At 41.5% G+C, this 24604-nt stretch carries 27 protein-coding genes; 9 read left to right on the top strand and 18 right to left on the bottom strand.

Translation table 11 applies throughout. The annotated features are described in order from the left end of the window. Positions 1–37: 37 nt before the first annotated feature. The 5 genes from ABF638_RS19630 to ABF638_RS19610 form a co-directional block, all read right to left on the bottom strand. Positions 38–316, bottom strand: coding sequence for a DUF5615 family PIN-like protein (locus ABF638_RS19630; RefSeq protein WP_435024675.1), 279 nt, complete (start codon positions 314–316; stop codon positions 38–40). Continuing rightward, positions 313–549: a DUF433 domain-containing protein gene (locus tag ABF638_RS19625; protein WP_435024674.1), complete on the bottom strand. Its 237-nt coding sequence runs from the start codon at positions 547–549 to the stop codon at positions 313–315. Before ABF638_RS19625 ends, ABF638_RS19630 begins: the two co-directional genes overlap by 4 nt. 680 nt (positions 550–1229) lie before the next feature. Continuing rightward, the gene (locus ABF638_RS19620; protein WP_435024673.1) at positions 1230–2840 is read right to left on the bottom strand and encodes a vanadium-dependent haloperoxidase; all 1611 of its coding nucleotides are present in this window, start codon (positions 2838–2840) and stop codon (positions 1230–1232) included. A gap of 119 nt (positions 2841–2959) precedes the next feature. Beyond that, positions 2960–4030, bottom strand: a complete 1071-nt coding sequence (locus tag ABF638_RS19615; RefSeq protein ID WP_435024672.1) for a WD40 repeat domain-containing protein — start codon at positions 4028–4030, stop codon at positions 2960–2962. A gap of 126 nt (positions 4031–4156) precedes the next feature. Continuing rightward, positions 4157–4723 (bottom strand): ferric reductase-like transmembrane domain-containing protein, encoded by a 567-nt coding sequence (locus tag ABF638_RS19610; protein ID WP_435024671.1) that lies wholly within the window; start codon positions 4721–4723, stop codon positions 4157–4159. Positions 4724–5447: 724 nt separating this feature from the next. On the opposite strand from ABF638_RS19610, the gene ABF638_RS19605 reads away from it, so the two are divergent. Continuing rightward, a complete protein-coding gene (locus tag ABF638_RS19605; RefSeq protein WP_435024670.1) occupies positions 5448–6170 on the top strand; it encodes a TerC family protein in 723 nt (240 codons plus the stop codon). A 116-nt stretch (positions 6171–6286) separates the two neighbouring features. Here the strand turns inward: ABF638_RS19605 and ndk are convergent, their stop codons facing one another. Next, positions 6287–6736, bottom strand: coding sequence for a nucleoside-diphosphate kinase (gene ndk / locus ABF638_RS19600; RefSeq protein WP_435024668.1), 450 nt, complete (start codon positions 6734–6736; stop codon positions 6287–6289). A gap of 231 nt (positions 6737–6967) precedes the next feature. On the opposite strand from ndk, the gene speA reads away from it, so the two are divergent. Beyond that, positions 6968–8983 (top strand): biosynthetic arginine decarboxylase, encoded by a 2016-nt coding sequence (gene speA, locus ABF638_RS19595; protein WP_435024667.1) that lies wholly within the window; start codon positions 6968–6970, stop codon positions 8981–8983. A 91-nt stretch (positions 8984–9074) separates the two neighbouring features. On the opposite strand, the gene ABF638_RS19590 is transcribed toward speA, so the two are convergent. From ABF638_RS19590 to ABF638_RS19580, 3 genes are all read right to left on the bottom strand, one after another. Continuing rightward, the gene (locus tag ABF638_RS19590; RefSeq protein WP_069068573.1) at positions 9075–10244 is read right to left on the bottom strand and encodes a sugar phosphate nucleotidyltransferase; all 1170 of its coding nucleotides are present in this window, start codon (positions 10242–10244) and stop codon (positions 9075–9077) included. A 231-nt stretch (positions 10245–10475) separates the two neighbouring features. After that, positions 10476–11306, bottom strand: a complete 831-nt coding sequence (locus ABF638_RS19585) for a segregation/condensation protein A (RefSeq protein WP_435024666.1) — start codon at positions 11304–11306, stop codon at positions 10476–10478. Between the two features lie 200 nt (positions 11307–11506). Further along, entirely contained in the window at positions 11507–12592 is a 1086-nt protein-coding gene (locus ABF638_RS19580; protein WP_435024665.1) for an AI-2E family transporter, read from the bottom strand. A 115-nt stretch (positions 12593–12707) separates the two neighbouring features. On the opposite strand from ABF638_RS19580, the gene pdxH reads away from it, so the two are divergent. Next, positions 12708–13352, top strand: a complete 645-nt coding sequence (pdxH, locus tag ABF638_RS19575; RefSeq protein ID WP_435024664.1) for a pyridoxamine 5'-phosphate oxidase — start codon at positions 12708–12710, stop codon at positions 13350–13352. 134 nt (positions 13353–13486) lie between these two features. On the opposite strand, the gene ABF638_RS19570 is transcribed toward pdxH, so the two are convergent. Further along, positions 13487–14104, bottom strand: coding sequence for an FMN-dependent NADH-azoreductase (locus ABF638_RS19570; RefSeq protein WP_435024663.1), 618 nt, complete (start codon positions 14102–14104; stop codon positions 13487–13489). A 149-nt stretch (positions 14105–14253) separates the two neighbouring features. Between ABF638_RS19570 and ABF638_RS19565 the strand changes: the two genes are divergently transcribed. Next, positions 14254–14643 carry a winged helix-turn-helix transcriptional regulator gene (locus ABF638_RS19565; protein WP_435024662.1) on the top strand — a complete coding sequence of 130 codons (390 nt, stop codon included), beginning with the start codon at positions 14254–14256 and terminating at the stop codon, positions 14641–14643. Positions 14644–14649: 6 nt separating this feature from the next. Here the strand turns inward: ABF638_RS19565 and ABF638_RS19560 are convergent, their stop codons facing one another. Then, a complete protein-coding gene (locus ABF638_RS19560) occupies positions 14650–15540 on the bottom strand; it encodes a DUF3153 domain-containing protein (RefSeq protein ID WP_435024661.1) in 891 nt (296 codons plus the stop codon). Positions 15541–15752: 212 nt separating this feature from the next. After that, on the bottom strand, positions 15753–16295 hold the full coding sequence (locus ABF638_RS19555) for a tetratricopeptide repeat protein (RefSeq protein WP_435024660.1): 543 nt from the start codon (positions 16293–16295) through the stop codon (positions 15753–15755). A gap of 169 nt (positions 16296–16464) precedes the next feature. On the opposite strand from ABF638_RS19555, the gene ABF638_RS19550 reads away from it, so the two are divergent. Continuing rightward, on the top strand, positions 16465–16902 hold the full coding sequence (locus tag ABF638_RS19550) for a hypothetical protein (protein ID WP_435024659.1): 438 nt from the start codon (positions 16465–16467) through the stop codon (positions 16900–16902). Between the two features lie 48 nt (positions 16903–16950). Here ABF638_RS19550 and argB read toward each other — a convergent pair whose 3' ends face one another. Next, positions 16951–17847 (bottom strand): acetylglutamate kinase, encoded by an 897-nt coding sequence (gene argB / locus ABF638_RS19545; protein ID WP_094339652.1) that lies wholly within the window; start codon positions 17845–17847, stop codon positions 16951–16953. Between the two features lie 188 nt (positions 17848–18035). On the opposite strand from argB, the gene ABF638_RS19540 reads away from it, so the two are divergent. From ABF638_RS19540 to ABF638_RS19530, 3 genes are all read left to right on the top strand, one after another. Next, positions 18036–18263 carry a hypothetical protein gene (locus tag ABF638_RS19540; RefSeq protein WP_435024658.1) on the top strand — a complete coding sequence of 76 codons (228 nt, stop codon included), beginning with the start codon at positions 18036–18038 and terminating at the stop codon, positions 18261–18263. A 147-nt stretch (positions 18264–18410) separates the two neighbouring features. After that, positions 18411–20111, top strand: coding sequence for a pentapeptide repeat-containing protein (locus ABF638_RS19535; RefSeq protein WP_435024657.1), 1701 nt, complete (start codon positions 18411–18413; stop codon positions 20109–20111). A gap of 104 nt (positions 20112–20215) precedes the next feature. Continuing rightward, the gene (locus ABF638_RS19530; RefSeq protein WP_435024656.1) at positions 20216–20818 is read left to right on the top strand and encodes a Uma2 family endonuclease; all 603 of its coding nucleotides are present in this window, start codon (positions 20216–20218) and stop codon (positions 20816–20818) included. Between the two features lie 7 nt (positions 20819–20825). Here the strand turns inward: ABF638_RS19530 and ABF638_RS19525 are convergent, their stop codons facing one another. From ABF638_RS19525 to ABF638_RS19515, 3 genes are all read right to left on the bottom strand, one after another. Further along, entirely contained in the window at positions 20826–21371 is a 546-nt protein-coding gene (locus ABF638_RS19525; protein WP_435024655.1) for a shikimate kinase, read from the bottom strand. A gap of 130 nt (positions 21372–21501) precedes the next feature. Beyond that, positions 21502–21882, bottom strand: a complete 381-nt coding sequence (locus ABF638_RS19520; protein WP_181929417.1) for a toxin-antitoxin system HicB family antitoxin — start codon at positions 21880–21882, stop codon at positions 21502–21504. Further along, entirely contained in the window at positions 21848–22123 is a 276-nt protein-coding gene (locus tag ABF638_RS19515) for a type II toxin-antitoxin system HicA family toxin (RefSeq protein ID WP_435024654.1), read from the bottom strand. Before ABF638_RS19515 ends, ABF638_RS19520 begins: the two co-directional genes overlap by 35 nt. A gap of 761 nt (positions 22124–22884) precedes the next feature. On the opposite strand from ABF638_RS19515, the gene ABF638_RS19510 reads away from it, so the two are divergent. Next, positions 22885–23082, top strand: a complete 198-nt coding sequence (locus tag ABF638_RS19510; protein WP_069068584.1) for a hypothetical protein — start codon at positions 22885–22887, stop codon at positions 23080–23082. A 19-nt stretch (positions 23083–23101) separates the two neighbouring features. Here the strand turns inward: ABF638_RS19510 and ABF638_RS19505 are convergent, their stop codons facing one another. Both ABF638_RS19505 and ABF638_RS19500 read right to left on the bottom strand, forming a co-directional pair. Further along, complete coding sequence (locus tag ABF638_RS19505; RefSeq protein ID WP_435024653.1) at positions 23102–23800, bottom strand: LapA family protein; 699 nt, start codon at positions 23798–23800, stop codon at positions 23102–23104. 167 nt (positions 23801–23967) lie between these two features. Continuing rightward, positions 23968–24588: a flavin prenyltransferase UbiX gene (locus tag ABF638_RS19500; protein ID WP_435024652.1), complete on the bottom strand. Its 621-nt coding sequence runs from the start codon at positions 24586–24588 to the stop codon at positions 23968–23970. Positions 24589–24604: the final 16 nt, after the last annotated feature.

Genomic DNA, 24604 nt, shown 5'->3' with positions numbered 1-24604 from the left:
TAACTAATTAATCCTTCTCTGGCTTTTCATCACTTTTTCAGCAAGCCCTAAATAGGGATTCTAATTCTGAGTTATTGATATTGCCTGTGGTGATTAAAAGTAGTTTATAAGGTTCCTGAACTGTTAAAAAAGAGTTGACAAAATCCACATATTTGGTAATTAAAATTCGATTTTGTTGAATTGATACGGTATTAATCTCATTATCTGGCGTAGCATTTTCCCGTGGTAAGTCTCTGGTGTGGATCGTGTCATAACCTGAAGTTTTGAGAAAACGGGCAAGACGAACTGGTAACTGAGCATCGACAAGAAATTTCATGAGGCGATTCGATGAATGCTTTTGACTTGGCTGAGTCGAGCGGCAAATAACAAGACAGCCAAAATATCTTTAGATTCTAAATCGTCATAATCTTTCAATATTTCTTCAGTAGTCATGCCAGAACTGAGCAGTTCCAAAATAAACTCAACTGGATAACGAAGTCCTCGAATGCAGGGTTTACCGTGGCAGATATTTGGATTATGAGTAATGCGTTGTAGAAGTGTGTCATTCATAAAGAAATATTCATAAATTATTACGATATTTTTGTTCTCATATTCTAATTCTAGATGCTAAATAACGACAGTAGAAAAATAATTGTAGTTACAAATAAATACTTTTGATTTTTAATTTATTCTTAATTCAGAGTTTTATAAGTATAAAATTATATTTTATTGCACAAATAAGAAAGGCGATCGCCTTTCTGTAAACCCCATTCTGGGAGACAATTACAATGATGACACAAGTACAAAAGTTTGTAAAAAATCAGAAGTTCGCCCAATCAGAATTACAACAATACTTAGATGGCGAAAACTTAAATACACCCATCCTTTCCTAAAAGAGAGGCTACGTGAACACAGACGACTCTAACGAGTCAATATACAAGACATCAAGTGATGTAGAGACGTTACATATAACGTCTCTACAAGGGTTTTCAATAACGTATCATTAATCCTGTATTGTCACTCTGGCATAATTCAAACCCTAAAAGCTTTTCGGAGCTTGACTTTCTATTTTTTAGCTAGAATTTTTATTTACTATTAGAAAATAAAGCCTCGAATTTTGATTAAATAAACTTTCGGAATCTGGCTTCAATTATTGTTTTCCAAAGGTGACTAAACAAGATCAATTTCTGGAAATGTCCAATATACAGTTTAAATGCGTCACAGCTTAAGAATCCTATAGTCACTAATGACTAATCGTCCTTTTCTTCCATAAGGTGTTTCACTTCATCACGAGAAATTTTGATTTTCTGACCATCAAACTTAGTCAGATTAAAGAAAAAGTCTTCGTTATAAGTAAGTGACTGTTCTTGCAGCAGGCCGATTGCTATCTGCTCACCCAGTTTCACGGACTCCGTGTAATCACTGCGCCAGTGAACACCAGCACCATTACGAGCGATGGAAATATTGGCAGCAACCTTATTCAACTCTCCACCAACGGTCATTTGGCCTACATCAGCGCCATCATATTTAACTAGTTCCGTACCTTCAGCATTAGGAACTACTGGTTCAGGAATTACCCAAGACTCATCAAACCAAGCTTTCAGAATAGTAACGCAAGCACCTGCAACAGTAGCGTGTCCAGCACCGTAGGCGGGGTGGGTGGGAGAACCTTCTGGGAACGCTATTGGTAACAAATAAGTACCGTAGCGGCTGTGAACTTTTTCAAGAGCGCTGGTGCGGAAAACTTCCTCATTAATTGGATATTTTGCACGGCCAGTCAGTTGATTATGAATTAGTCCACCAAATGCTTCAGGACGTAGGCGGCGATGTACATACCACTTTTGGAACCATACAGCTTTCAGCGCTCTGGTTGCTACCTCAGTTACCAAACTGAGAACATGAGGATCGCCAAAAGTTCCAAACCCGATTTGAGTTTTAGAATTTTTGTAAGGGTTTCCTTCATCTACAGGAGCTTTCAGTCCTAATAGAATCAAACAGGCGTTGAGGTAAGCTTCGTAGAGAGCATCAACGTGGACATATTCACCGATATCTCGCAGATTACGGATATGGCGGGGTGTGCTATCAAAGGCATCTTCTTTGGCTTTGCCACCATTTTGGATATTCAACCAACTTTCGTAATCAGTCAAATAATTGATATCTGACTGTACAGTTTTTTGTTTTTGAGAAATCGTTAGGGAACCGTAGGGAATATCCTTGAGCAAGAACTGGGAGATATAAGGGCCTACTAAGTCACCAGCATGAATACCTCGGAAAATGGTAGCTGGTGTGACGTATCTACCAACTTTTGGCCCGTGAAAGTCAGACAATTTGGACAAATCTGCTGCGGCTTCCGCTACCAAAGGATTATTTGTGTAATCGGTGAAGTTGATATCTCGCAACAGTGCCATCCAGTAAAGTTCCACCATTTCCCCGGAGTTTTCAGCTGAGTCGATACGAGGTGCTGGAGGAATAGCCAATGCATGTCCGTCGGGGCCTTCTAAATCAAAACCTAAACCTGCTTGAGGATTGGTCAATTTGTGACCAAGACCTAGCTTAATAGCTTCAAAGTCATTGGGTTTGCCGCTTTCAAGGGCTTTGAGTAGAGATTTGTAAGCTTCTGGCTTAACTTCTCCAAGTTCATTATGAGGCAAACCTTTAGAGAAATTGGCAATGTAATTAGGATTTCCATCTGCGCCGCGATAGTCTTGTTGTTCACCATTGCAAACATGATCGGCTGCACCACGATTAAAGGCAATTTGTGCTGCTTCACGACGAATTGATCGAGATGATTTCCGACGTTGTTTATTGTTTTCAGGTCCAAGTTCTTGGCATTCTTGGCGAGAAGGACGCTCTTTATTCATAATAGATTCATTTTGTAAAATTAGTGAAATTGGGATGTGTTGGTCACACATATATCTACTGATTACAGTTTGAAGATTACGGAAAAGCTGGCAGATTTTTCTAAATAAAAAAGCGGTTTTTACGTAGACAAGTTTTTCCTGAAGTCCAGCCTGGAAACTTTAGTGGTATCGCTAGGTACAGCCCAAAGTTTGATGGTTTCGTCACTACTGCCACTTACTAGGGTTTTCCCGTTAGGACTGAAGACCACAGACCATACAGATTTGCTATGTCCTGCAAAGTTGGCAAAGAGTTTGCCACTAGGTAAATTCCAGAGCTTGATTGTTCTGTCATAACTACCACTGGCTAAGGTTTGTCCATTAGGGCTAAAGGCAACAGACCATACAGATTGAGAATGACCTGCTAGAGTGTGCAACAATTTGCCATTACCCAGCTGCCACAGTTTGATGGTTTTATCCATACTCCCACTGGCGAGGGTTTGCCCATCTGGACTGAAGGCAACAGAAGATACTCCTTGGGAATGCCCTGTAAGAGTCTGTATTAGTGTCGGACTGCCAGTGTTTAGCTGCCAAATTCTGATGGAGTTATCTTTACTGCCACTGGCTAACTTCTGGCTATCGGGGCTAAAAGCAACAGACTTTACCCAGCCCACATTCTGGAGTGTAAATTCTTTGCCTGTGTCTAAATTCCAGAGCTTAATAGTATTGTCAGCACTGCTACTAGCAAGTGATTTTCCGTTGGGACTTATAGCGATCGCTTCTACATCGTCTTTATGCCCTTCAAGGGTACGGATGAGAGTTCCTGTTTCCAGATTCCACAGTTTAATTCGATTATCCCAACTGCCACTAGCGAGTACACGGCGATCGCTGCTAATTGCCAAGGATACAACTGCATCAGCATGACCTTTAAAAGTGTGGAGTAACTTACCAGTGGGTAGATTCCAAATCTTAATTGTGCCATCATAGCTACCACTAACCAAAGTATTACCATCTGGACTAATAGCGATCGCATAAATCCAGACTGAATGTCCTTTGAGGGTTTGATAAGGTTGAACCATTGGCAAGGGAATAGCCCCAGGCGTGTCCATCTGGAATGGTAATAGTAAACGATAAGAGCTAAACCCAGCCAAGGTTGCTGTAGACGTAATTGCCAGCACTAGTGTAATTTTATTAACAATTGGATTTGACACCACAGAGGGACTCTCCATTTACACAATTTGAGCGACAAATAGTATCAGAAAACAACAGGCAGAAGAAATTAAAGCCTGTTTTAGCTTCTTCAACTAATTAGTTACTTCTGCCATGTTGTACTAATGGAACTATCTGTTTTTTTGTTCTACTAAATCTGGCTGAGTTACTTTCTTGGCGTTTCTTTGTTGCTTATCTTGGTGTTCAATCCAAAGCCGGATGATAAACAAAACCGTGATTAGGATAGTAGCAATAAGGCTAATTGGTGTTAAATATGTCCAATGGCCTGACATTTTATCCCAGATATGCCAAATCAAAATGATCATAGCTACATAAGTAAGCTTATGTAATTGCTTCCAATTCTTTTTCAGCTTTTTTACACTCCAATTATTAGAAGTTATAGAAAGGAGTGTAAAAATAATGAAAGTGCTTACACCCTGGATATATATCCAAAATGTATTGATGTCAAAAAAATCAAAGTTTCTCTTTTGAACCATTAGGAACCCATGACCTAAAGCTAAAAAGAAAGCTATAAGACCAATGTTCCGGCGGCGTTTTAGCAGCCATTGGGGAATGCCAGTCTCTTTAGTTTGAGGAAAAACAATTCTAAAAATTGTGGGGATTAGTGTGACTATATAACTAGCCAATGCGAGAAATCCTAGAATATTAGCTAGGGGTGATTCATCTATCGAAATCATAATTGATTCCTAAAAATAAGATTGTTGGCAATAGAAACTACAGGTATAAATAGTCAAGCAAAACTTCCGCTCATCATCAGTGGATAGCAGATGAGCGAGGCATTTCAGTCCGTAAATTCAAGCCTATATATTTATCAGAGGCTAATTGAAAATTTATGCAATTGTGAAAATAAATTAAAACTATTGCTAAAGTTACTTACGAGAGATATAGGAATCCGCTTTGATTTCTGAACTGATTTGCGTAAGCAGGGATAGGCAATAGGCAACAGGAAAGAAAGCTTCTTAGTTGTACTAAGTTTTTTCACCACTCTCTACTCCCTCTCTACACAAATAATTTCAAAAATCAAAGCGGACTGCTATAGACATCTGGTGAAAAGGAATATAAAGACGTAGCACTGCTACTTCTCTACAAGAGTTATGGATTTAATTTCTGAAAATGTCTAGTATTTGTAATCTACCCTTCTTTTAACAAAGAGGCTAGACGAACCGAAAATGCTTTGCATAACATGGACTATTGCGATCGCATTCACTAAATGTTAAAACTTTGGGTGTATTGACTTATACGCAAATTACCCCACTGTCACTGCGATCGCACACTTTCAACCCTCTTCAAAATGCACCACAAGCACGTTAAGCTGAATTAGAGAGACAATTTATTGCGCTTTTTAACATACAAATCTCTGTTCCTGTCAAATTTTAATTTTTTCTGCTTGAGAAACCCGGAATGCTAGACCGAATTTTTGATTACCTCGACTTTCATTTCAGCCTTGAAGCCCTTATAGTTCTGGTGATCCTGGTGCTTTTAGAGGCGCTGTTATCTGCCGACAATGCGATCGCTCTGGCTGCGATCGCTCGCGGGCTGGAAGACAAAGAACTTGAGCGTAGAGCTTTAAACTTTGGTTTAGTCGTTGCTTATGTACTGCGAATCTCCCTGATTCTCACTGCCACTTGGGTACAACAATTCTGGCAATTTGAATTATTAGGCGCTGCTTATCTGCTGTGGTTGGTATTCCAACACTTTACCTCGGAAGAATCAAAGGACGATCACCATCACGGGCCGCGCTTTAATTCTTTGTTGCAAGCAATACCCGTGATTGCATTTACAGATTTGGCATTTTCTTTGGATAGCGTGACAACTGCGATCGCAGTTTCTCAAGAAAAATGGCTGGTGCTAACGGGTGCAACAATTGGTATTATTACGCTGCGATTCATGGCGGGATTGTTTATCCGTTGGCTAGACGAATATGAAAACCTAGAAGACGCAGGCTATATAACTGTAGCGTTCGTGGGCTTGCGCCTGTTGTTGAAAGTAGTGAATGATAGTTTAGTTCCACCAGAATGGATCATGATTGCTGCCATCTTCCTGATTTTAGGCTGGGGATTTTCCAAGCGTGTTGGTACTGAATTATCCCAAGTAGAACCGGAAAAGAGTGAAGCCTCTAAGTAAGAAGAGCAGGGGGCAGGGAGCAGGGAGCAGGGAGCAGGGAGATTAGTTTTCCCCTCTGCTTCTTTTCAATTCCCAATGCCCCATGCCCAATGCCCCATGCCCCACTCCCTAATATCTTACTCGCGCAACCAAGGTGTTAAGTGTGGTTGCCAACTGACTAATTCTTCATCCTTAAACCATAGAGCTATTTCCCGTTGTGCGGTTTCTTGAGCATCAGAACCGTGGATTAAATTGCGACCAATATTCAGGCCAAAATCGCCCCGAATCGTTCCCGGTTCTGCTGTTAACGGGTTCGTCGCACCAATAATCTTTCTGGCAGATGCAACAACGCCATCACCTTCCCATACCATAGCTACCACTGGGCTAGAAGTGATAAATTCCACTAGACCACCAAAAAAGGGACGTTCTCGATGAACATCATAGTGTTGTTCAGCCAATTCCCGACTGACTTTCAGGAACTTTAAACCAACGAGGGTAAAACCTTTGGTTTCAAAGCGACGGATAATTTCACCTACTAATCCCCGCTGGACTCCATCAGGCTTAATTGCTAAAAATGTGCGCTCCATTGCTATCTCCCAAAGCTTAATAAAGTTTTTATCTAGTCAATTGTCCTTTGTCCTTTGTCCTTTGTCCAAGGGTTTTACACTAATGACTAGTGACTAATGACCAGTGACTAATGACATACGACTCTTGACCAATCAGAGTTTATCTTAGAAATTATCTTTGGGTGCATATACGTTCCCAGATGAATGCGCTAAATTGTTAACTCGTGGGTGAAAAACAGAGGTTAGGAAGAAATGGGTGTTGAGTCAACTGCTACATCTGACGAGGTGGTACAAGTACCGTCCAATGGACAAAAAGAAGTGAAAAATCATAAGCACAAAAAACTGTTACCACCTAGTCCTACCACAGGAGATTTACCTCGCTCCTGGAAAATTGAGGATAGCGAAGCCTTGTACCGCATTGAAGGATGGGGGCAACCTTATTTTTCCATTAGCGCTGCTGGTCACGTTACCGTGTCACCCAAGGGCGATCGCGGGGGTTCTCTTGACTTGTTTGAATTGGTCAACTCCATGAAACAGCGCAACTTGGGACTTCCCATGTTGATTCGCTTTTCCGACATTTTGGAAGACCGGATTGAGCGGTTGAACGCTTGTTTTAGTAAAGCGATCGCTCGCTACAATTACCCTGGCGTCTACCGTGGCGTGTTTCCCGTCAAATGCAATCAAGAGCGGCATTTGATTGAGGATTTGGTGAAATTTGGCAAACCCCATCAATTTGGATTAGAAGCTGGTTCCAAGCCAGAATTAATGATTGCTCTGGCTGTATTGGATACACCAGGAGCATTGTTAGTTTGCAACGGCTACAAAGACCGAGAATACATCGAAACGGCAATGTTAGCCCAAAGACTAGGGCAAACACCAATCATCGTTTTAGAACAAATTGAAGAAGTTGATTTGGTGATTGATGCCAATCGCCAGTTAGGTATTAAGCCGATTTTGGGGGTTCGCGCTAAACTCAGTACCCAAGGCATGGGACGTTGGGGAGCCTCTAGTGGCGATCGCGCTAAATTTGGTTTGACAATGCCTGAAGTTATTGAGGCTGTTGACAAGTTACGGGAAGCTAACCTGCTCGATTCTTTGCAGTTGATGCACTTCCACATCGGTTCACAAATCTCTGCCATTAATGTGATTAAAGATGCCATCCAAGAAGCCAGCCGCATTTATGTGGAATTGGCAATGCTGGGGGCAGACATGAAATACCTTGATGTCGGTGGTGGCTTGGGCGTAGATTATGATGGCTCCCAAACCAACTTCTATGCATCGAAAAATTACAACATGCAGAACTATGCCAACGACATCGTGGCAGAGTTAAAAGATACCTGTGCTGAACGGGAAATTCCCGTACCAACACTGATTAGTGAAAGTGGACGAGCGATCGCTTCCCATCAGTCAGTGCTGATTTTTGATGTTCTTAGTACCAGCGATGTCCCCCTCGATGCACCAGAACCTCCACAAGAGGGAGAATCCCCGATTATCAATTACCTGTGGGAAACTTACCAATCCATTAACAAAGAGAACTACCAAGAGTTCTATCATGACGCGGCACAATTCAAAGAAGAAGCCATCAGCCGCTTCAACTTAGGAATTTTACGCCTCAGAGAACGAGCCAAAGCCGAACGCCTCTACTGGGCGTGTTGCCAAAAAATTCTTAACATCACCAGACAGCAAGAATACGTACCCGATGAACTGGAAGACCTAGAGAAAATCATGGCTTCCATCTACTACGTTAATATGTCAGTGTTTCAATCAGCACCAGATTGCTGGGCGATCGATCAGCTATTCCCGATCATGCCAATCCACCGCTTAGATGAAGAACCAACGCGGCGGGGAATTTTAGCAGACTTAACCTGCGACAGTGATGGTAAAATCGACCGTTTTATTGACCTGCGCGATGTCAAATCGGTTTTAGAATTGCACACCTACAAGCCCGGAGAACCCTATTATTTGGGGATGTTCTTAAATGGAGCTTACCAGGAAATCATGGGCAATTTGCACAACTTATTTGGCGACACCAACGCCGTTCACATCCAATTGACGCCCAAAGGCTACCAGATTGAACACATAGTCAAAGGTGACACCATGAGTGAAGTGGTCAGCTACGTCCAGTATGACTCCGAAGATATGGTGGAAAACATTCGCCAGCGTTGTGAGAAAGCATTAGAAGAAAAACGCATCACCCTAGCGGAATCTCAACGACTACTGCAAACCTACGAGCAGAGTCTTAGAAGATATACGTACTTAAATAGTTAGGAGTTAGGAGTGAAGAGTTAGGAATAAAGTTAAGAGTTAGAAGTGAAGAGTGAAACACAAAATAATAACTCCTAACTCCTAACTCCTAACTTTAATTTACATTTGTCCCCAACAATTCCTCTATCGCTTGTCGTTCAACAGGGGTATGTGATGGTGGTGTTTGACGAGCATCGGTAATCAGCCAGTCTAAAGCAGCAGCTTGAACATCGATCGCAGCACCAGTTTTATCCACACAATAACGTCCAAATACCAGTTTATCGACTAACCGGACTCCGGGGCCCAGGCGCGACCATTCAAAAATCACGCTGTTATCTACTGTTGCACCACTACATATCCAACAATTGGGGCCAATCATCGCTGGCCCGACAATTTTAGCTCCGTCTTCGATTCTCGTCATACCGCCAATGTAAACGGGGCCTGTAATATCCACTTTGTCCCAATTTACAGCGACATTTAAGCCCGTGTAGATGCCGGGGGCGACTTCATGACCAGGAATTTGCACATTTTTGATTTCACCCAGCAGTACACCACGAATCGCCCGCCAATAGTCTGGGACTTTACCAATATCTACCCATTCAAAGTCCATAGGAATGGCATAAAACGGGGCTTTGATTTCTACCAATTTGGGAAACAATTGGCTACCAATGTCATATTCCACATCCGAGGGAATATAGTTAAAAACCTCTGGCTCAAAGATGTAAATACCTGTGTTGATGTTAGTGCTGAGAGCTTCTTCAGTTGAAGGTTTTTCTTGGAAAGCTTTGACACGACCATCTTCGTCAGTCACAACCACACCGTAGCTAGAAACTTCTTCCTTGGGGACAGATTTCGTGATAATAGTAGCGATCGCTCCTTTCTCTTTATGCCATTTAACTGCGGCAGTTAAATCCAAATCAATCAAAGCATCACCGCACAAAACCACAAAGGTATCATCAAAAAACGGTGAGAAGTCTTGGATGCGGCGCATTCCTCCCGCTGAACCAATTGCTTCCCCCTCCAGTTTACCGTCGTCATCAATTTTCCCTTCAAAGGAATAGGCAATCTGTACCCCAAACCGCTGGCCGTCGCGAAAATAGTTTTCTATTTCCTCAGCCAAATGACTAACGTTGACCATAATCTGGTCAAATCCATGTTGGCGTAATAGTTCCAGCAAGAACTCCATCACTGGCTTTTGCAGGATGGGAATCATCGGCTTGGGAATTGTATAGGTAATCGGACGCACGCGAGTACCCTTACCAGCCGCGAGAATCATCGCTTTCATAAAATTTATTCCTCAACCACAAGCCAGTTTACTTTCATCGAGTGATACTTAATCATCAGTTTTTATGTCTGCTGTAAGTTATCCTTCAAAATAGGAATAACAGGAATTTAGTGGTTATTACAACCATCGGTATACTTAGATGACAAGCGATCGCTTATCTTTTCAATTTACTCGGATTTTGGAACTGAATCAAAAATCTGTCAATTATCTGTAGGGCGACTTTTGATTTTCTTAGTTCATAGATTGCTCAAAAGGTTTACAGGTCTTAGCTGAATCTGTAAGTAGACGAACTTTAATCTCATGGTAAAACTCCTCTTGAAATAGCTCTACTTTGGATTGAGCCGAAAGTAATAGTAGCGCCCAAAAAACGCTAACTAAATTACTGTGTTTAGTCTCATGTCCAGACCCATTTTGCTTGAGAAGCTTGGTTTTAGTCCACAAATCTACAAGTTGTTCTAAATTCAACCAATTTTGTTCTGAATTTAGTTCCCTTGCTGATAAATTCAACACCTGCTCCAGTTCCCCAGCTACTTCTGTCAGATTTTCCTGGTGAGCTAACTCCAGAGCCTCCCGCATACTTTGGACGCTAGGCTGCCGTCTGGGACGGATTGGTTTAGGGACTTTTTCTACTAGTTTTAGCTGGTTCGCCATAATCTGCAATTGCTTGATTAGCTCTTGCAGAGTCACCCGGCGCTTTGGTGGCGGCATTGCCGATGGACGACGACGCAATTGCCGTTCTAATGGTAGACGATGACCCTGATGTGATAAACCATCTTCACCTTCCAATAGGGCATCATCTTCCACACCATCTTGGACATCTCCTACTGTTGACAATTGCATCAAGGTATTGGCTTTGAATAATACCAGCATTGATGCTGACAAAAATGCTTGTCCAGATTGAGACAAGTCCGCTTCATAGCCTCTTCCTATTGACTCCGGTGCCATAAGTTCTAAGTAACGGTCAATCACCTCAATCACTTGGACATCCCAAGGGTCAATTTCTCCCTGTTCAGCTTGGTAAATCAGGAGTGTGATTGTTTTTAATAGCTCGGAAGCTTCCATCAACAGGTTCTAAATTAATTAATGAGAATCAAAAGACTTTAAATTCAACAGTAAACTCATTGACTATTGGCAAAGCGTGTAGTTCATACATTTGCTTGCACTTCTTTTAATCAGAATTACCTGCTGGCAGTCAGTATCTTCTGAAATTTGTAATCAATCACCATTGTGAATTGTGAGATCAGAATGTGCAACTTTTGACATTAATCTGGATGCGAGTCATGGGGAATAGTGACAGTTGATACAAAGTCACCCGACTTACCGCTCTTGATCGCATCGAAAGTGCCTTTAATAGTACCAGCAATGGGAACAGCAACAAGGGTTCCCAACAATCCCGCAATCTCAAATCCCATCAAAATAGCCACAAAAATCCAAATGGGATTCAGTCCAATAAAGTTGCCAAGTAACCTGGGAGCTAAGAGGTTATCTTTAACCTGCTGCATGAGAATTGCCGCCACAGCAACTTCAACTGCTAACCACCAATTTTGCAACAGTACTAAAATCGTCACCAGGCCAATGCCGAGAAATGCCCCGATAAAGGGAATGAGTTCTGAGACACCGATTAATATGGCAAACAACAGGGCAAAGGGTACTTTCATCACTAAGAAAATTGGTGTTAGAGTTACCACCATGAATAGACCTAGCAACAACTGGCTGAGGAAGAAGTTCTGGAAATTTAGGCGCAAGGATGTGGTGAGGGGATCTCCAATATTAGAGGGCAAAAGATTGACTAAACCATACCAGACGCGATCGCCATATAAAAGCATATAAAAGGCAAGCACAATTACTAACACTATGTCAAGTAATCCTGAGAGCAATGTCCCAGCAAATCCCACTGCACCAGAAGCTAGCTGTTGTACCAAATTCTGAATGTTGGCGTTGATTTGGCTGCTTATAACTCTCAGATCAATTGGCAAGCGTCGTTGCTTTGCCACCATCTCAAATTGCTCTAAATTTGATTGACTGGCGGTTAACCAATCAGGGATCTTATTTAACAGTTGGATTGTTTGGTCAATGATCAATGGCACTAGGGTGACGCCCAGAATCCCAAACAGGGTTAATGTTGCAAGTAAGACTATGATCACCGCCTGAGTGCGAGTGATCCGGGCACGTTCAAAGAACTTAACCGGGTAATTTAGGAGAAAAGCCAGAATCGTCGCAATGCTTAAGACAGTAATGGGATGCTGAAAATAGCGAAAAAGCACAGACAGCAGCCACACATTAAGAGCGATAATTGGGCCACTCAGACCATAAATTAACAGGCGTTGAAGGGAGGCCGAACGGCGCATCTGATGCAACCTATTTTAGATATTCTGTAAAATTCATGATGGCACTGATCATCATGATAGATATTTTTAACAAAGATATATATAAGCGTATCTGATAGTAAGGAAACAAATCACAATGGACAAAACCGTAGCTGATCTTCGTAAGGACTACACCTTGGAAGGTTTGAGCGAACTCGAAGTAGACCTCAATCCTTTTATCCAATTTAAAAAATGGTTCGATCAGGCAATCACAGCACAACTTCCTGAACCCAATGCCATGACCATTGCCACTGCCACACCAGATGGTAAGCCCTCTGCCAGAATGGTTTTACTCAAGGATTTTGATGAACGGGGCTTTGCCTTCTTCACCAACTACAACAGTCATAAAGGACAAGAACTGGCAGAAAATCCCCAGGCGGCTTTAGTCTTTTGGTGGGCAGAACTGGAACGTCAAGTCAGAATTGTGGGGTATGTGGAGAAAGTTTCCGAAACTGAGTCTGACCAGTATTTTGAAAGTCGCCCTGGTAAGAGTCGCTTGGGTGCGTGGGTATCTAATCAAAGCGAGGTGATAGAAAGCCGAGAAGTCTTAGAGCGGCGCTTGCAAGAGTTTAATAGCAAATATGAAAATGAGGAAATCCCCCGACCACCTCATTGGGGAGGCTTACGAGTGATCCCCACAGAAATTGAGTTTTGGCAAGGACGCCCTAGCCGTCTGCACGATCGCTTACTCTACAGGCGTTTAGATAATGGCACTTGGAATATTGAGCGATTGTCTCCTTGAGGGGATGAGGGAGTAGGGAGTGGGGAGTAGGGAGTGGGGAGTGGGGAGTAGGGAGTGGGGGGAGCAGGGGAGGCAGGGGAGGCAGAGAGAGGGGAAGAATAACTCATGCACCATGCCCAATGCCCGGCATCACATTACCACTGGGCGATCGCATCTTGAATTGCTGCCCGTGCTTCTGATAGAGATTGGGTACGGGCATCACCCTCATTCAAGCTGTTAGCGTTAATAAATTGAATGTCTGTAATCCCAATAAAGCCGAAAATCGTCCGCAGGTAGGGTTCTTGGAAGTCGTATGCAGCAGCAGGAGATGTCGGGCTAAAGTCACCGCCGCGGGCTGTGATGATAACTGCCTTTTTACCCTCGACTAACCCTCTAAAACCTTGAGCTTCTAAAGCAACAGTCCGGTTAATGCGAACGATTTGGTCGATATAAGCCTTAAAAGTAGAAGGTATATTGAAGTTGTACATTGGCACTCCGAAGACGTAGCGATCTGCTGCCAAAAACTCATCAACCAGTTCGTCAGAAATCCTAATTGCCTCAGTTAATTCTGGGGTATGGGTTTCTGGTGGGGAAAATGCCGCCGCAATCCAAGCTTCATCAACGTGAGGAACTGGGTAATGCCCTAAATCTCGATAGACGATCGCATCTTCAGGATGCTTTGCTTTCCAAGCACTGACAAATTCCTTAGATAGTTCTCTTGAGTGCGATCGTTCAGCACGGGGGCTGGAATCAATATGTAGAATGTTTACCACCAAATATCTCCTGATTAGCTAGGATTTACTGCTTTTACTTTTTTTGAGTCTTTATTTCAAAGCATTACATTAGATACTAAAAGTAACTAGTTACTAAAGTAAAGTAGTTACCATAAAGTAACTACCGGATAATTTTGGCTAATTTATCGATGTCTGCTTCTAAAAATCCTGATGCTTGCCCAATAAGTATTTTGATGTCCTTATTATCAGGGCCATGGACAATGTATATACTCTGGGTGTTGGGTAATAGTGGTCCTACCCGCTTTGGTGCATTGAAGCGCCAAGTCGAGGGCATCTCAACCAAAATGCTGACAGAAAGACTGAGGATGCTTGAGGCAGCAGAGATTATTTATCGCCAGTATGAACCAACTATCCCACCCCAAGTAACTTACGGTCTTACAGAACGGGGTCAAGAACTCATTGAAATCCTTCATCAACTCAATGCACTTGCTGAACGTTGGTATGGCGGCGAACAACAGTCTGAATTAAAAAAGCCGATGGAGAATGCATCGGCTTCGCTAACAAAATTCACCAGATAATATAGTCTACTGTTCCTGTATCGCTGCTGCTTTGGGAGGAAACTGAATTCTGGGATCTGGCATGAAATTGTATCTCAAGTACAATCCTCCCCAGACAAACAAGATAATTAACAACGCACCAATACCAAGAGGACTAGGAAGCCAGAAAACAGCCTCTATGTGGTTTAGCTCACCAGGCTGGAGTTTCCACACTAATTGATTGCCATTTTTTTCTGGCTCTATGGCAGTTTCAGTTAGTTGAATGTTTTTGGCTCCCCAAGGAGTCTTCAAGCTAAATTCCAAATCCAGAATTGAACCAGCATTAGTCAAGACGTTACCTTTGCTGGCAATCAGAGATAGCGATCGCAAATCCAAATCATAAATCAACCGATTTCGGACTAAAAGTAAAAAATTGTTCTCCTCTAAGAGGACGTTTGATTCAATTTTCGGCAGTTCTGAGTCAGATTCGCTCTGAACAGACTCAGAGGGTTGATTTGCATGGGAGTTAAAAAATTCGTTGAACTTTTCTTGCAATTCCCTACCACTGCTAAAAGGAATAGTGACAATAATTTCTTCTGGGGAAACTCGTTGCGCTTTGCCCTCAAGTTGACGGGCGCGGCGTTCTATGCTATTCAACCATTCGTATACAGAATCGCCACTAAAACTAGTTAATCGTTCTCCCAACTTAATATGCTGTACTAGCTCACCACTATTTGAATTATCAAAATTAACCCCCACATCGTACTTTACACAGCCAGAAAGTAGCAGGGATGTTAACAGCACTAGCCACAGAATAGGGCTTCGCATGGGAAAGACGCGGTTCATTCGATTTCGACCATTTAGTTTCATATTTCTCAATACAAAACTAAATGGTCTGATGAACCACAAAAAAATCTTTCCGAAAATTGAAAAATTCATAATTATAAATCTCCCCAAAAGTCAAACTTTTTAACCAATCTTGACTTCTTAGTATTGTTTGAACTTCCTGGAACACCATTTTGGTCACTCTGGGTACTGGGGAAGAAAATATGAGTAAGAATTTGGTTTGCGTCTGAATCCTCATTCAAATCTTCCCAGTACCCAGTCCCTAGTCCCCAATCCCCAATTCAATCCAAAATCCAAAATTGATATCAGCTAGGGGTTCCTGAAAAATTCAACCAAAGCAAGTACGAGATGGTTAAACCAATGGCAATTAGCGCCACCCAGATAAAGCGATTATCTCTGGTATTGACCTGACTGAGATCAACGAATTCTGGCTCCGTAGGTTTAGGTTTTTGCTGAACAGAAGATTTAGTGGACTTAGCAGCTACAGAAATTTTAAGTTCATTATCGGGTAGTGCGGTCAAATCAGGGATTTCGGTCATCCATTCGCTGGGTCTTTTCAACTTTGGTGCTTTTAAGATGTAAAGCATCCGTCGCGCTTGTTTGCTGGTTTCAAAATAGGGATGGCGCTTGAGTCTTTCACAAAGAGCGATCGCATCATCGGTGCGTCCAGCTGCTTCATAAGCTGTCACCAGATAAATTTCTACTTCGCCCCCAAGCCGAGAATTACGAGCTAACAGGGCGCTGGCCTTTTCTAAATTTTCTACAGCTTCGCGGTATTGCCCATTTTCAAAGGCAATTTTTCCAGTCTGGTAGTGGGTTTGAGCAATTTCTAAACTTTCTGCACTCACGTCTTATACAAAAATTAGCACTATTTTCATTTTGCCAATGTCAGCAATCTTTTTGGAATCTTTTCAAAAGCTGGCAATCTGAAAGTGGATAAACTTCTAAAATTTTAACTAAGTAGCTGCGACTATTTTCTGATTAAAAATTCCGGTATCTTATGCAGGTGAGCAAAATATGTTGAAAATCAAGCATTCACAACTGAATTGGCTCCTAGCAGGTATGACTTTAGCAGTGATGGGTGTAACCATTGCTCCAGCTTCCGCCCAGCGTGCAATCGTGATTGATGGTGGTTATGGAGTTAGGCATAGCTGCGGAGCAGCTTGTCGTCAGACATCGCCATCTGTCGGTTCCTTTATTTATGGTAGTCCGATTCCTACACCTATGCCTGTAGACCCAGCAACAGGATTAATGCCACAACGCAATCATTTCCGCGATTATTCCTATCCCCAATTCAGGCAAAACGTGAGAAATTCCACCCTGATTAATCCAACTCTGGTTAATCCGTCAATTCGAGACTCAACCATAGTTAATCCGGTAATTATCAATAATTCATGGCGTCGGACACCATTTAGTGGCGGGCGATCGCGCGTTATTATTACATATCCCCGCTAGGGAAGTGGGTGAGCAGTAGGAGAACTCCTCACTCCTCACTCAGCACTCCTAAGAGGTAAACTGCGAACCCAGAATCATTGTCCCAATCCCAACATCAGTAAAGATTTCCAGTAATAGGGCGTGGGGAATGCGACCATCAATGATGTGTGCTGCACGGACTCCTTGAGCAAGCGATCGCACACAACAACTCACTTTAGGAATCATCCCACCGCTGACTATGCCATTAGCAATCAACTCGCGGGCTTCGCGGATATCTACTTTCGGAATCAAAGTAGATTGGTCTTTGTAATCTTTTAAAATTCCACTGGTGTCGGTCAGTAAAATTAACTTTTCTGCACCTAATGCAGCAGCGATTTCTCCAGCTACAGTATCGGCGTTAATGTTATAAGCTTGCCCCGTCTCGTCTGCGGCGACGCTGGAAACTACCGGAATATAGCCATTGCTAGCGAGGGTTTCTAAAATCTTGATGTTAACATTGCTGACTTCCCCCACAAAACCGATGCCTTCTTGACCTTGGGGACGGGCTGTAAATAGATTACCGTCTTTACCGCAAAGTCCTACAGCCAATCCACCAGCTTGGTTAATTAGCGCGACAATTTCTTTATTAACTCGACCAACTAAAACCATTTCCACCACATCCATTGTGGCGGCATCAGTGACTCGCAGACCATTCTTAAATTGTGGTTCGATTCCCAGCTTATCTAACCAACTGTTAATTTCTGGGCCACCGCCGTGGACTACAATCGGACGCAAGCCCACGCAGGATAAGAATACAATGTCGCGGATAACTTTGTCTTTGAGTGTGCTATCTTTCATCGCTGCGCCACCATATTTGACAACAACTGTGCGACCGGCGAATTGTTGAATATAAGGTAGTGCTTCGCTTAGTACACGCACACGAGTGGCTTCAGTTTGTCTGATGTATTCAGAATCGTTGACCGTCATGAGGAGCCGCCGTTGAGAGTTAAAACCTATTTCAGTCAGTGTAGAAGACTTTGTAACTCGTCACAATCTCTGATGCCAAAGTTGAGTATGTTTGTACTGATCAGCCATAGCTGTTTAGTTCGTCTCAGAAATGTGAAAATCTATAAAAGAAGGACTAGCAACCAGAATCGAAAATTGTCAGGATAAATATGGATACACCGATTATCGATCGGCTAATTGAAGAATTAAAAGTTATGCCTGAAGACTTGCAATATCGAGTGCTGGAGTTTGCCCGAACTTTAGTAGGTTCGCAAATTCATGGTGTTCCAGGTAAAGAATTATTAAATTTTGCAGGTACAATATCGCCAAATGATATTCAGTTGATGCGCGAAGCAATTGAACAAGGTTGCGAACAGGTAGATATAGATGAGTGGTAGATACCTGCTTGACACTAATATTATTATTGCTTTATTTGCAAATGACATAGCAGTAAATAATCAGCTAGTAAATACGTAATGGTGGCAGTATCTCTTTTACAAGAAGATAATATTGTTAGTGGTGTTAAGAAGCGCTTTATTTAAGTTATGGATATTAAAGAATTACTCAGACAGTATGCCTCTGGGGAAAGAAATTTTATTGGCATTAGTTTAAAGAATGCCAACTTAATAGGTATTAACTTGAGCGGGGCTAATTTAAGCAACTCTAATTTAAGAAATGCCGAGCTACATGGGGCTAATCTTCAACGAACTATTCTTAAAGGAGTTGATTTAGAAGGAGCAAAACTACGCTATGTAATGCTAGACGAAGCAGATTTGAGTAATGCCGATTTAACTGACTGCAATTTTCAATATGCCAGCTTGAAAAGGGCAAAATTAACAAACTGTAAAATCTTGGAAAGCAGTTTAGAAGGTGCAAATCTAGAAGGCGCAAATCTAGCAAATGCAGAGATAGTTGATAGCAGTTTAGAGGAGACAAATCTCACAAATGCTAATTTAAGTAATGCTGAGATTGTGGAAACAAGTGGTTCCCCAGAATTAAGGTTGGCTATTTTGTGTAACACGATTATGCCAAGCGGCCATATTTGCAACGATAATTGTAATCCTGCTGCGATTAAAGATATTTTGTTGCAACGTTACGCATTAGGGGAACGAGATTTTACAAACAATTTCAGTTGTGTTGAATTAAGGCTTTCTGATTTGCGAGGAGCCGATTTAAGTGGTGTACAGCTTCCTGCTATAAAACTGTGGAATGGTCTTTTACAAGGCGTAAATCTAAGTAATGCAAATTTGAGTGGTGCTTGGTTAATTGAAATTTTTTTCCAAAATGCCAACTTAGAAGGTATTAATCTTGAAGAAAGCAACTTGAGTAGCTCATCTTTTAAATCAACTAATTTAAAAAGAGCAAACTTAAAAGGTGCTAAATTCGACGTGGCTGAACATGGTTCTGCTTTAACAAACTTAACAGATGCAGACTTCACGGAAGCTGATTTAAGTAATGCCAATTTAGCAAGAGCTATAGTAAGTAAAGCTAATTTTACTAGAGCTAACTTAATAAATGCAAATCTAAGTAAGACTGATTTAATGCGTGCCAATTTCAGCGAAGCCAACTTAACTGGAGTTAACTTGAGTGAAGCAATTTACTGTTCAGAAACAATTTTTTCTGCAAATGTTGATTTATCTCAAGCTATCTCAATTACCTCTGGAGTAAATTTGTCTGGACATCAAAAATCTCTTTTATCTTGCAGAGATTTACACTCTCTTGATTTAAGTAGAGCTAACTTAAGCGGTCTTTACATGAATGATGTAAATTTGAGTGGTGCAAACCTTAATGAATCTAATCTTAACAATACTCATTTAAGTTCTGTAAATTTAAAAGGTGCAAGTTTAATAGGTGCTAACCTTACTAAGGCTTATTTAGGTGGTGCTAATTTAAGTAATGCTGATCTTAGCTATAGCATCATGAATTATACCAATTTAGTAGGAGCATTTTATAATTCAGAAACTATTTTTCCTAATGGTACTGATTTATCAAAAGCTATATATCTTGATTCAGGTGCAAATCTATCTAATATCGGTTTTTCAAAAATTAATTTAAGTAGAGTTAATTTATCTAACACAAACTTAAGTAATTCAATTTTAGAGTATATTGACCTAAGTTATGCAAATCTCAGTAATGCTAATCTAACTAATACCAATTTGGAAGGTGCGATTTTAGATGGTGCAAATCTGGAAGGAGCAATATTCTGTAAAACTATTATGCCTGATGGTAGTGTTCGGAATAACTGATACTAAATAAATCACTGTTGCCAGATTACCCAATAAAACAAGCAAGCGATCGCTCCTTCAAACCTCTAGAATTGAAATCATTCGGCTGAAGGTAGCAAATGAAAATGACAAAGCTGCTAATTCAAACTGAAAGCACACCCCTAACGGTAAATTTCCCCTCCCTTGTGCAGATGACAAAGGAGCAGTTCTACGAATTTTGCCAAGCTAATGGAGATTTGCGAATCGAGCGCACTGCTAATGGGGAAGTCATCATTATGCCACCAGCTTTTTCAGATATAGGCAACCGTAACTTTAACATTGCTGCACAGCTTGGGAATTGGACTGAACAAGATGGCACTGGCATAGGCTTTGACTCCAGTACAGGTTTTACGCTACCCAATGAAGCAATGCGTTCCCCTGATGCTTCTTGGATTGAACTGGAGCGCTGGAACGCCTTAACAGATGCACAAAAAGCCTCATTTGCACCAATTTGTCCCAGTTTTGTGATTGAGTTACGCTCATCCAGCGATAGGTTGATAAAATTACAAGAGAAAATGCAGGAGTATATCGATAACGGTGCGTTACTAGGCTGGTTAATTGATCGGCAGAATCGAAAAGTCTACATTTACCGTCCGAATCGAGAAGTTGAAATTTTGGATAATCCCGAAGTAGTTAGTGGCAATCCAGAATTACCAGGGTCTATCCTACGGATGAGCAAAATTTGGTAACTTACGCCTAATGTGAAACTTGTGTTTTGAGAATGTTGGGAATTCCTTCAAGTACTCGCTTGGCAATGTCTTCAGGTGTATCTCCCTCTCGCTCGGTGATATGCAAATCGGCTTGTGAGTATAGTGGTGTTCGTTGTTCGAGGAGCGATCGCAATTTACCTTTAGGATCAACATCTTCTAAAAGCGGTCTTGTGGTATCCTCAGCTAAACGGCTGTAAATTATCTCCACTGGCGCATCTAGCCACACTATCAACCCGTGGTGCAAGTAACCCCAGTTTTCTCGCCGCAGTACAATGCCCCCACCAGTTGCTATAGTCAACTTTGTAAAAGCACAGACTTGTGAAAGTACGTCGCTTTCTAACTGGCGAAATCCTGCTTCACCTTCTTGGGCAAATAACTGATTGATAGATTTACCTGTTGCTTGGGTAATAACATCATCCGTATCTACAAACCCATAACCTAGTTCCTTTGCTAGTAAGTGCCCTACTGTCGTCTTACCAACGCCCATCATCCCAATTAAGTACAGGTTGACTCCTTGTAATAAGCTGCTCACCAGTTGCTTCGCTCCAATTATTAGTTCTGAGTCACAGTTTAAAATTATAAACTCAATGACTCAATCTAAGATTTAAAAATACGGAGTTTTGCATCTATCTCGCAACCAGATAAAATTACTTGATTTCTAATTAAGCCACTGCACTCAACAAAGACACAATATACTGATTTAGACTTACACCTTCGCGTTCAGCAGTTTCAGCTAAACGACGATGTAGAGATTTTGGTATCCGCACTAAAAACTTACCACTATAGCTATTATCACTACTCGGTAAAGGAATATCATCGCTAGCTTCGTAAGCTGTTTCAATCCATAATTCTCGCGCCTCATTAATGTTTGCCATTGTCTCTTTTAGAGTTTCGCCTTGGGTGAGACATCCTGGTAAATCTTTAATTTGAGCTACATATCCTCCCTGTGAATCGGGGTAAAGTGTTACAGGGTACTGAAGCTTTAAATAATATTCTAGGGACGGCTTCTCAATCTGCTTGTTCTTCTGATTCAGTGTCTTCATCAATCCACTCTTCTAAATTTAATAGTTCAACTATTTGCTCTACATAAACTCCTTTAACTTTTTGTCCCCCTGCCTTGGGTACAGTAATCGTTCTACCGTGGGAGTCTCGAAAACTATGATGGCTACCTTTAGACCTTTTTTCTTCAAAGCCAAAAGCTGACAATAAATAGCGCACGTCCTGAAACCGAACTTCTGTAGGCTGTTTGAGAAATTGCTCCACTAATTTCTTTTGTTTGTTCATGGAGCGATAGTATCATATATAGTATCACATAAAAGCTGTATGAGAATGGGAAAGCGATCGCACTATGGGTAGTCACAAAGGCAATCACTAATCAGGTTTTAATCTGGGAAGTTCTTAAACCAGAAAAAATGAAAAATCAAATTGTTTGTAAATCTCCAAGAAATTTATTTTCAACTGATGTCAAGGCTTTTCTATCTGCGGATATCAAATTTACGTATAAGTTTTCTAACTTTCAATTATTTTTAACTTCTACAGATTCATCTTCTATTTACTATGAATCAACTGCGGTCATTACCGTTATTAATGTATTTAAAGTAACTTAGGCAATAAAATAACGATTCTTCTGTGAAATTACCATAAGTAATAAATTACGAATTTATCAGGAATGTAGTAAATTCGCTGAAGTAACTTGGTAATTGCTGCATAGCGATTGCTCTGCTTAACAAAAAAATTAACGTAGCTTGTTTGAAACTTTATCCAAACAATATCTGTCTATTTAAATAATCAGGATTTTTACCCTGGTGGGTAATTTTAAGTATATACAATACTGTGTTCCTAACAGCACAGGGTCGTTATTCTAAAAGTTCAGTTATAACAAGCCCCGCTCCATTAAATGTTTCTTATAAAGGTGTAAATGATGACTTATTTGTTGCGATCGCTAAAAAAAACCTTGCAAAGTTGAAATTTCGGCACAAAGAATACTGCATATTTCACCCCAATAAGCCTGAATGAATAAATATAGTATGAATGAGGTGTCAACCATGACTCGAATTCGTGACGTTGTACAAAGAGCTTTAGCTACTGGCTATTTGACAGTGGAAGCTGAAGATCAACTACGACAACTGTTGACTACCCGATATGACTTAGAAGATTTTAATGCTTTCATGACTTTGCAGGAAGCTGCCATGACTGGTAAGGTCAAGCAGGAGTCTAGAGAGCAGTGTGGCATTAACAAGTAGAGACGTAGCCTACTACATCTCACCGACGGGGGCGTTTATCATCATCCTCAAAATCATCATCATCCTCAAAAAATTCCCAATCATCATCATCGGCTTGATTGGTAGTTGGCGGCTGATAAGGGGGGATGATTACTCGGTAATCAGCATCGTAAACAGATTCAGTTTTTCCCGCAGCTGTATTTTTTGGCTCACGGTAGCTGTAAGAATAAACTGAACCAGACTGAGAACTGCTTTTGGCTTCTGATTGACGTTCGTAAGTTTTAGAGTCTCTAGGCTGTTGAGCTTGAGGATTGGGGGTAGGCGCTTCATCTGAATTTTCATCAAAGTTCCAATCATCATCTCTACCATTTGTCTCCCAATCATCAAATACATCACTGCTAGCCTCTTCTTTCTTACTCGCTGGTGGTGGAGGAGTGGCAGGACGAGATGTAGGTTCTTCTCTCCGGGTTGCCTTCGCACGAGGTGAAGTTGCAGTTGCTCTGTTAGAAGTTTGGCGTTGTCCTCCTGCAAAATAACTAGATAATTTAAATAAACTAGCAATCAATATAGATGTGAAAGCACCAGTGGCAGTACTGAAAAAAATCCATATCGCTAGTGGTAATGGTTGAGTTCGCACGCCCAAAAATACTAGCGATAGGGCAGGTGAGAAATTTTGGACTAACAACAGTGTTAGTCCTCCCAGTACTGCCACCAATAGAATTAAGCGAATTACAGCCATAGCAATTTTGTCAGTTGTCAGTTATTCAGTGGTCAGTTGCCAATGGTCAGTTATCAGTCTGATTACTCTTCACTAATTACTGTTCACTGACCACTGACACTATCAGCCATCTCTATCATTACCTTTTTAGGACTATTGTGAAATTTACAATAAATCCGCTGAGGATATTAGCGACGACCTTCCCACCGCTGAATTGGGATGCAGTCAATATCTAGTTGATCTAAAGCGCGGGCAACTACAAAATCAACTAAATCTTCGATGGTTTGGGGATTGTGATACCAGGCGGGAATAGCGGGAACAATTCTAACTCCAACTTCTGCTAAAGAGGTTAAGTTCCGCAGGTGGATGAGGCTAAAAGGCGTTTCACGCGGGACAATTACCAGCTTTCGCCCTTCTTTGAGTTGGACATCCGCTGCCCGTTCTAGTAAATCGGAACTCAAGCCAACTGCTAGCTTTGCCACTGTACTCATGCTGCATGGAATGATCATCATCCCCAGAGTGGCAAAGGAACCACTGGCAATTCCGGCACCGACATCACTCCAAGGATGGCAGCGGAGTTTACCTGAAAGTTCAACTCCAGCTTGTTCTCGCCAAAATTGTTCTTGTTGAGTTGGCTCTGGTGGCATCCGAATTTCCTGTTCTGACTGCCAAACCATGTAAGTTGATTTAGAGGCAACCAATTCAATACTATACTCCGCTTCTAGCAAAAATTTGATCGCGCGAACAGCGTAAATCAGACCAGATGCGCCCGATACGCCTAAAATTAAAGCCTTGGTGTTATTTGACACGTAAGTTTAGTTAATT

Source organism: Nostoc sp. CALU 1950 (assembly GCF_051172895.1).
Lineage (GTDB): Bacteria > Cyanobacteriota > Cyanobacteriia > Cyanobacteriales > Nostocaceae > Nostoc > Nostoc edaphicum_A.
Note: the sequence above shows the minus strand (reverse complement) of the source record. Positions and strands in the feature narration are given on the sequence as shown.

What these genes read in the sequence shown, in the direction of transcription:
- ABF638_RS19630 (WP_435024675.1), bottom strand. Translation starts at nt 316, where the DNA reads ATGAAATTTCTTGTCGATGCTCAGTTACCAGTTCGTCTTGCCCGTTTT.
- ABF638_RS19625 (WP_435024674.1), bottom strand. Translation starts at nt 549, where the DNA reads ATGAATGACACACTTCTACAACGCATTACTCATAATCCAAATATCTGC.
- ABF638_RS19620 (WP_435024673.1), bottom strand. Translation starts at nt 2,840, where the DNA reads ATGAATAAAGAGCGTCCTTCTCGCCAAGAATGCCAAGAACTTGGACCT.
- ABF638_RS19610 (WP_435024671.1), bottom strand. Translation starts at nt 4,723, where the DNA reads ATGATTTCGATAGATGAATCACCCCTAGCTAATATTCTAGGATTTCTC.
- ABF638_RS19605 (WP_435024670.1), top strand. Translation starts at nt 5,448, where the DNA reads ATGCTAGACCGAATTTTTGATTACCTCGACTTTCATTTCAGCCTTGAA.
- ndk (WP_435024668.1), bottom strand. Translation starts at nt 6,736, where the DNA reads ATGGAGCGCACATTTTTAGCAATTAAGCCTGATGGAGTCCAGCGGGGA.
- speA (WP_435024667.1), top strand. Translation starts at nt 6,968, where the DNA reads ATGGGTGTTGAGTCAACTGCTACATCTGACGAGGTGGTACAAGTACCG.
- ABF638_RS19590 (WP_069068573.1), bottom strand. Translation starts at nt 10,244, where the DNA reads ATGAAAGCGATGATTCTCGCGGCTGGTAAGGGTACTCGCGTGCGTCCG.
- ABF638_RS19585 (WP_435024666.1), bottom strand. Translation starts at nt 11,306, where the DNA reads ATGGAAGCTTCCGAGCTATTAAAAACAATCACACTCCTGATTTACCAA.
- ABF638_RS19580 (WP_435024665.1), bottom strand. Translation starts at nt 12,592, where the DNA reads ATGCGCCGTTCGGCCTCCCTTCAACGCCTGTTAATTTATGGTCTGAGT.
- pdxH (WP_435024664.1), top strand. Translation starts at nt 12,708, where the DNA reads ATGGACAAAACCGTAGCTGATCTTCGTAAGGACTACACCTTGGAAGGT.
- ABF638_RS19565 (WP_435024662.1), top strand. Translation starts at nt 14,254, where the DNA reads ATGTCTGCTTCTAAAAATCCTGATGCTTGCCCAATAAGTATTTTGATG.
- ABF638_RS19560 (WP_435024661.1), bottom strand. Translation starts at nt 15,540, where the DNA reads ATGAATTTTTCAATTTTCGGAAAGATTTTTTTGTGGTTCATCAGACCA.
- ABF638_RS19550 (WP_435024659.1), top strand. Translation starts at nt 16,465, where the DNA reads ATGTTGAAAATCAAGCATTCACAACTGAATTGGCTCCTAGCAGGTATG.
- argB (WP_094339652.1), bottom strand. Translation starts at nt 17,847, where the DNA reads ATGACGGTCAACGATTCTGAATACATCAGACAAACTGAAGCCACTCGT.
- ABF638_RS19540 (WP_435024658.1), top strand. Translation starts at nt 18,036, where the DNA reads ATGGATACACCGATTATCGATCGGCTAATTGAAGAATTAAAAGTTATG.
- ABF638_RS19535 (WP_435024657.1), top strand. Translation starts at nt 18,411, where the DNA reads ATGGATATTAAAGAATTACTCAGACAGTATGCCTCTGGGGAAAGAAAT.
- ABF638_RS19530 (WP_435024656.1), top strand. Translation starts at nt 20,216, where the DNA reads ATGACAAAGCTGCTAATTCAAACTGAAAGCACACCCCTAACGGTAAAT.
- ABF638_RS19520 (WP_181929417.1), bottom strand. Translation starts at nt 21,882, where the DNA reads ATGAAGACACTGAATCAGAAGAACAAGCAGATTGAGAAGCCGTCCCTA.
- ABF638_RS19515 (WP_435024654.1), bottom strand. Translation starts at nt 22,123, where the DNA reads ATGAACAAACAAAAGAAATTAGTGGAGCAATTTCTCAAACAGCCTACA.
- ABF638_RS19510 (WP_069068584.1), top strand. Translation starts at nt 22,885, where the DNA reads ATGACTCGAATTCGTGACGTTGTACAAAGAGCTTTAGCTACTGGCTAT.
- ABF638_RS19505 (WP_435024653.1), bottom strand. Translation starts at nt 23,800, where the DNA reads ATGGCTGTAATTCGCTTAATTCTATTGGTGGCAGTACTGGGAGGACTA.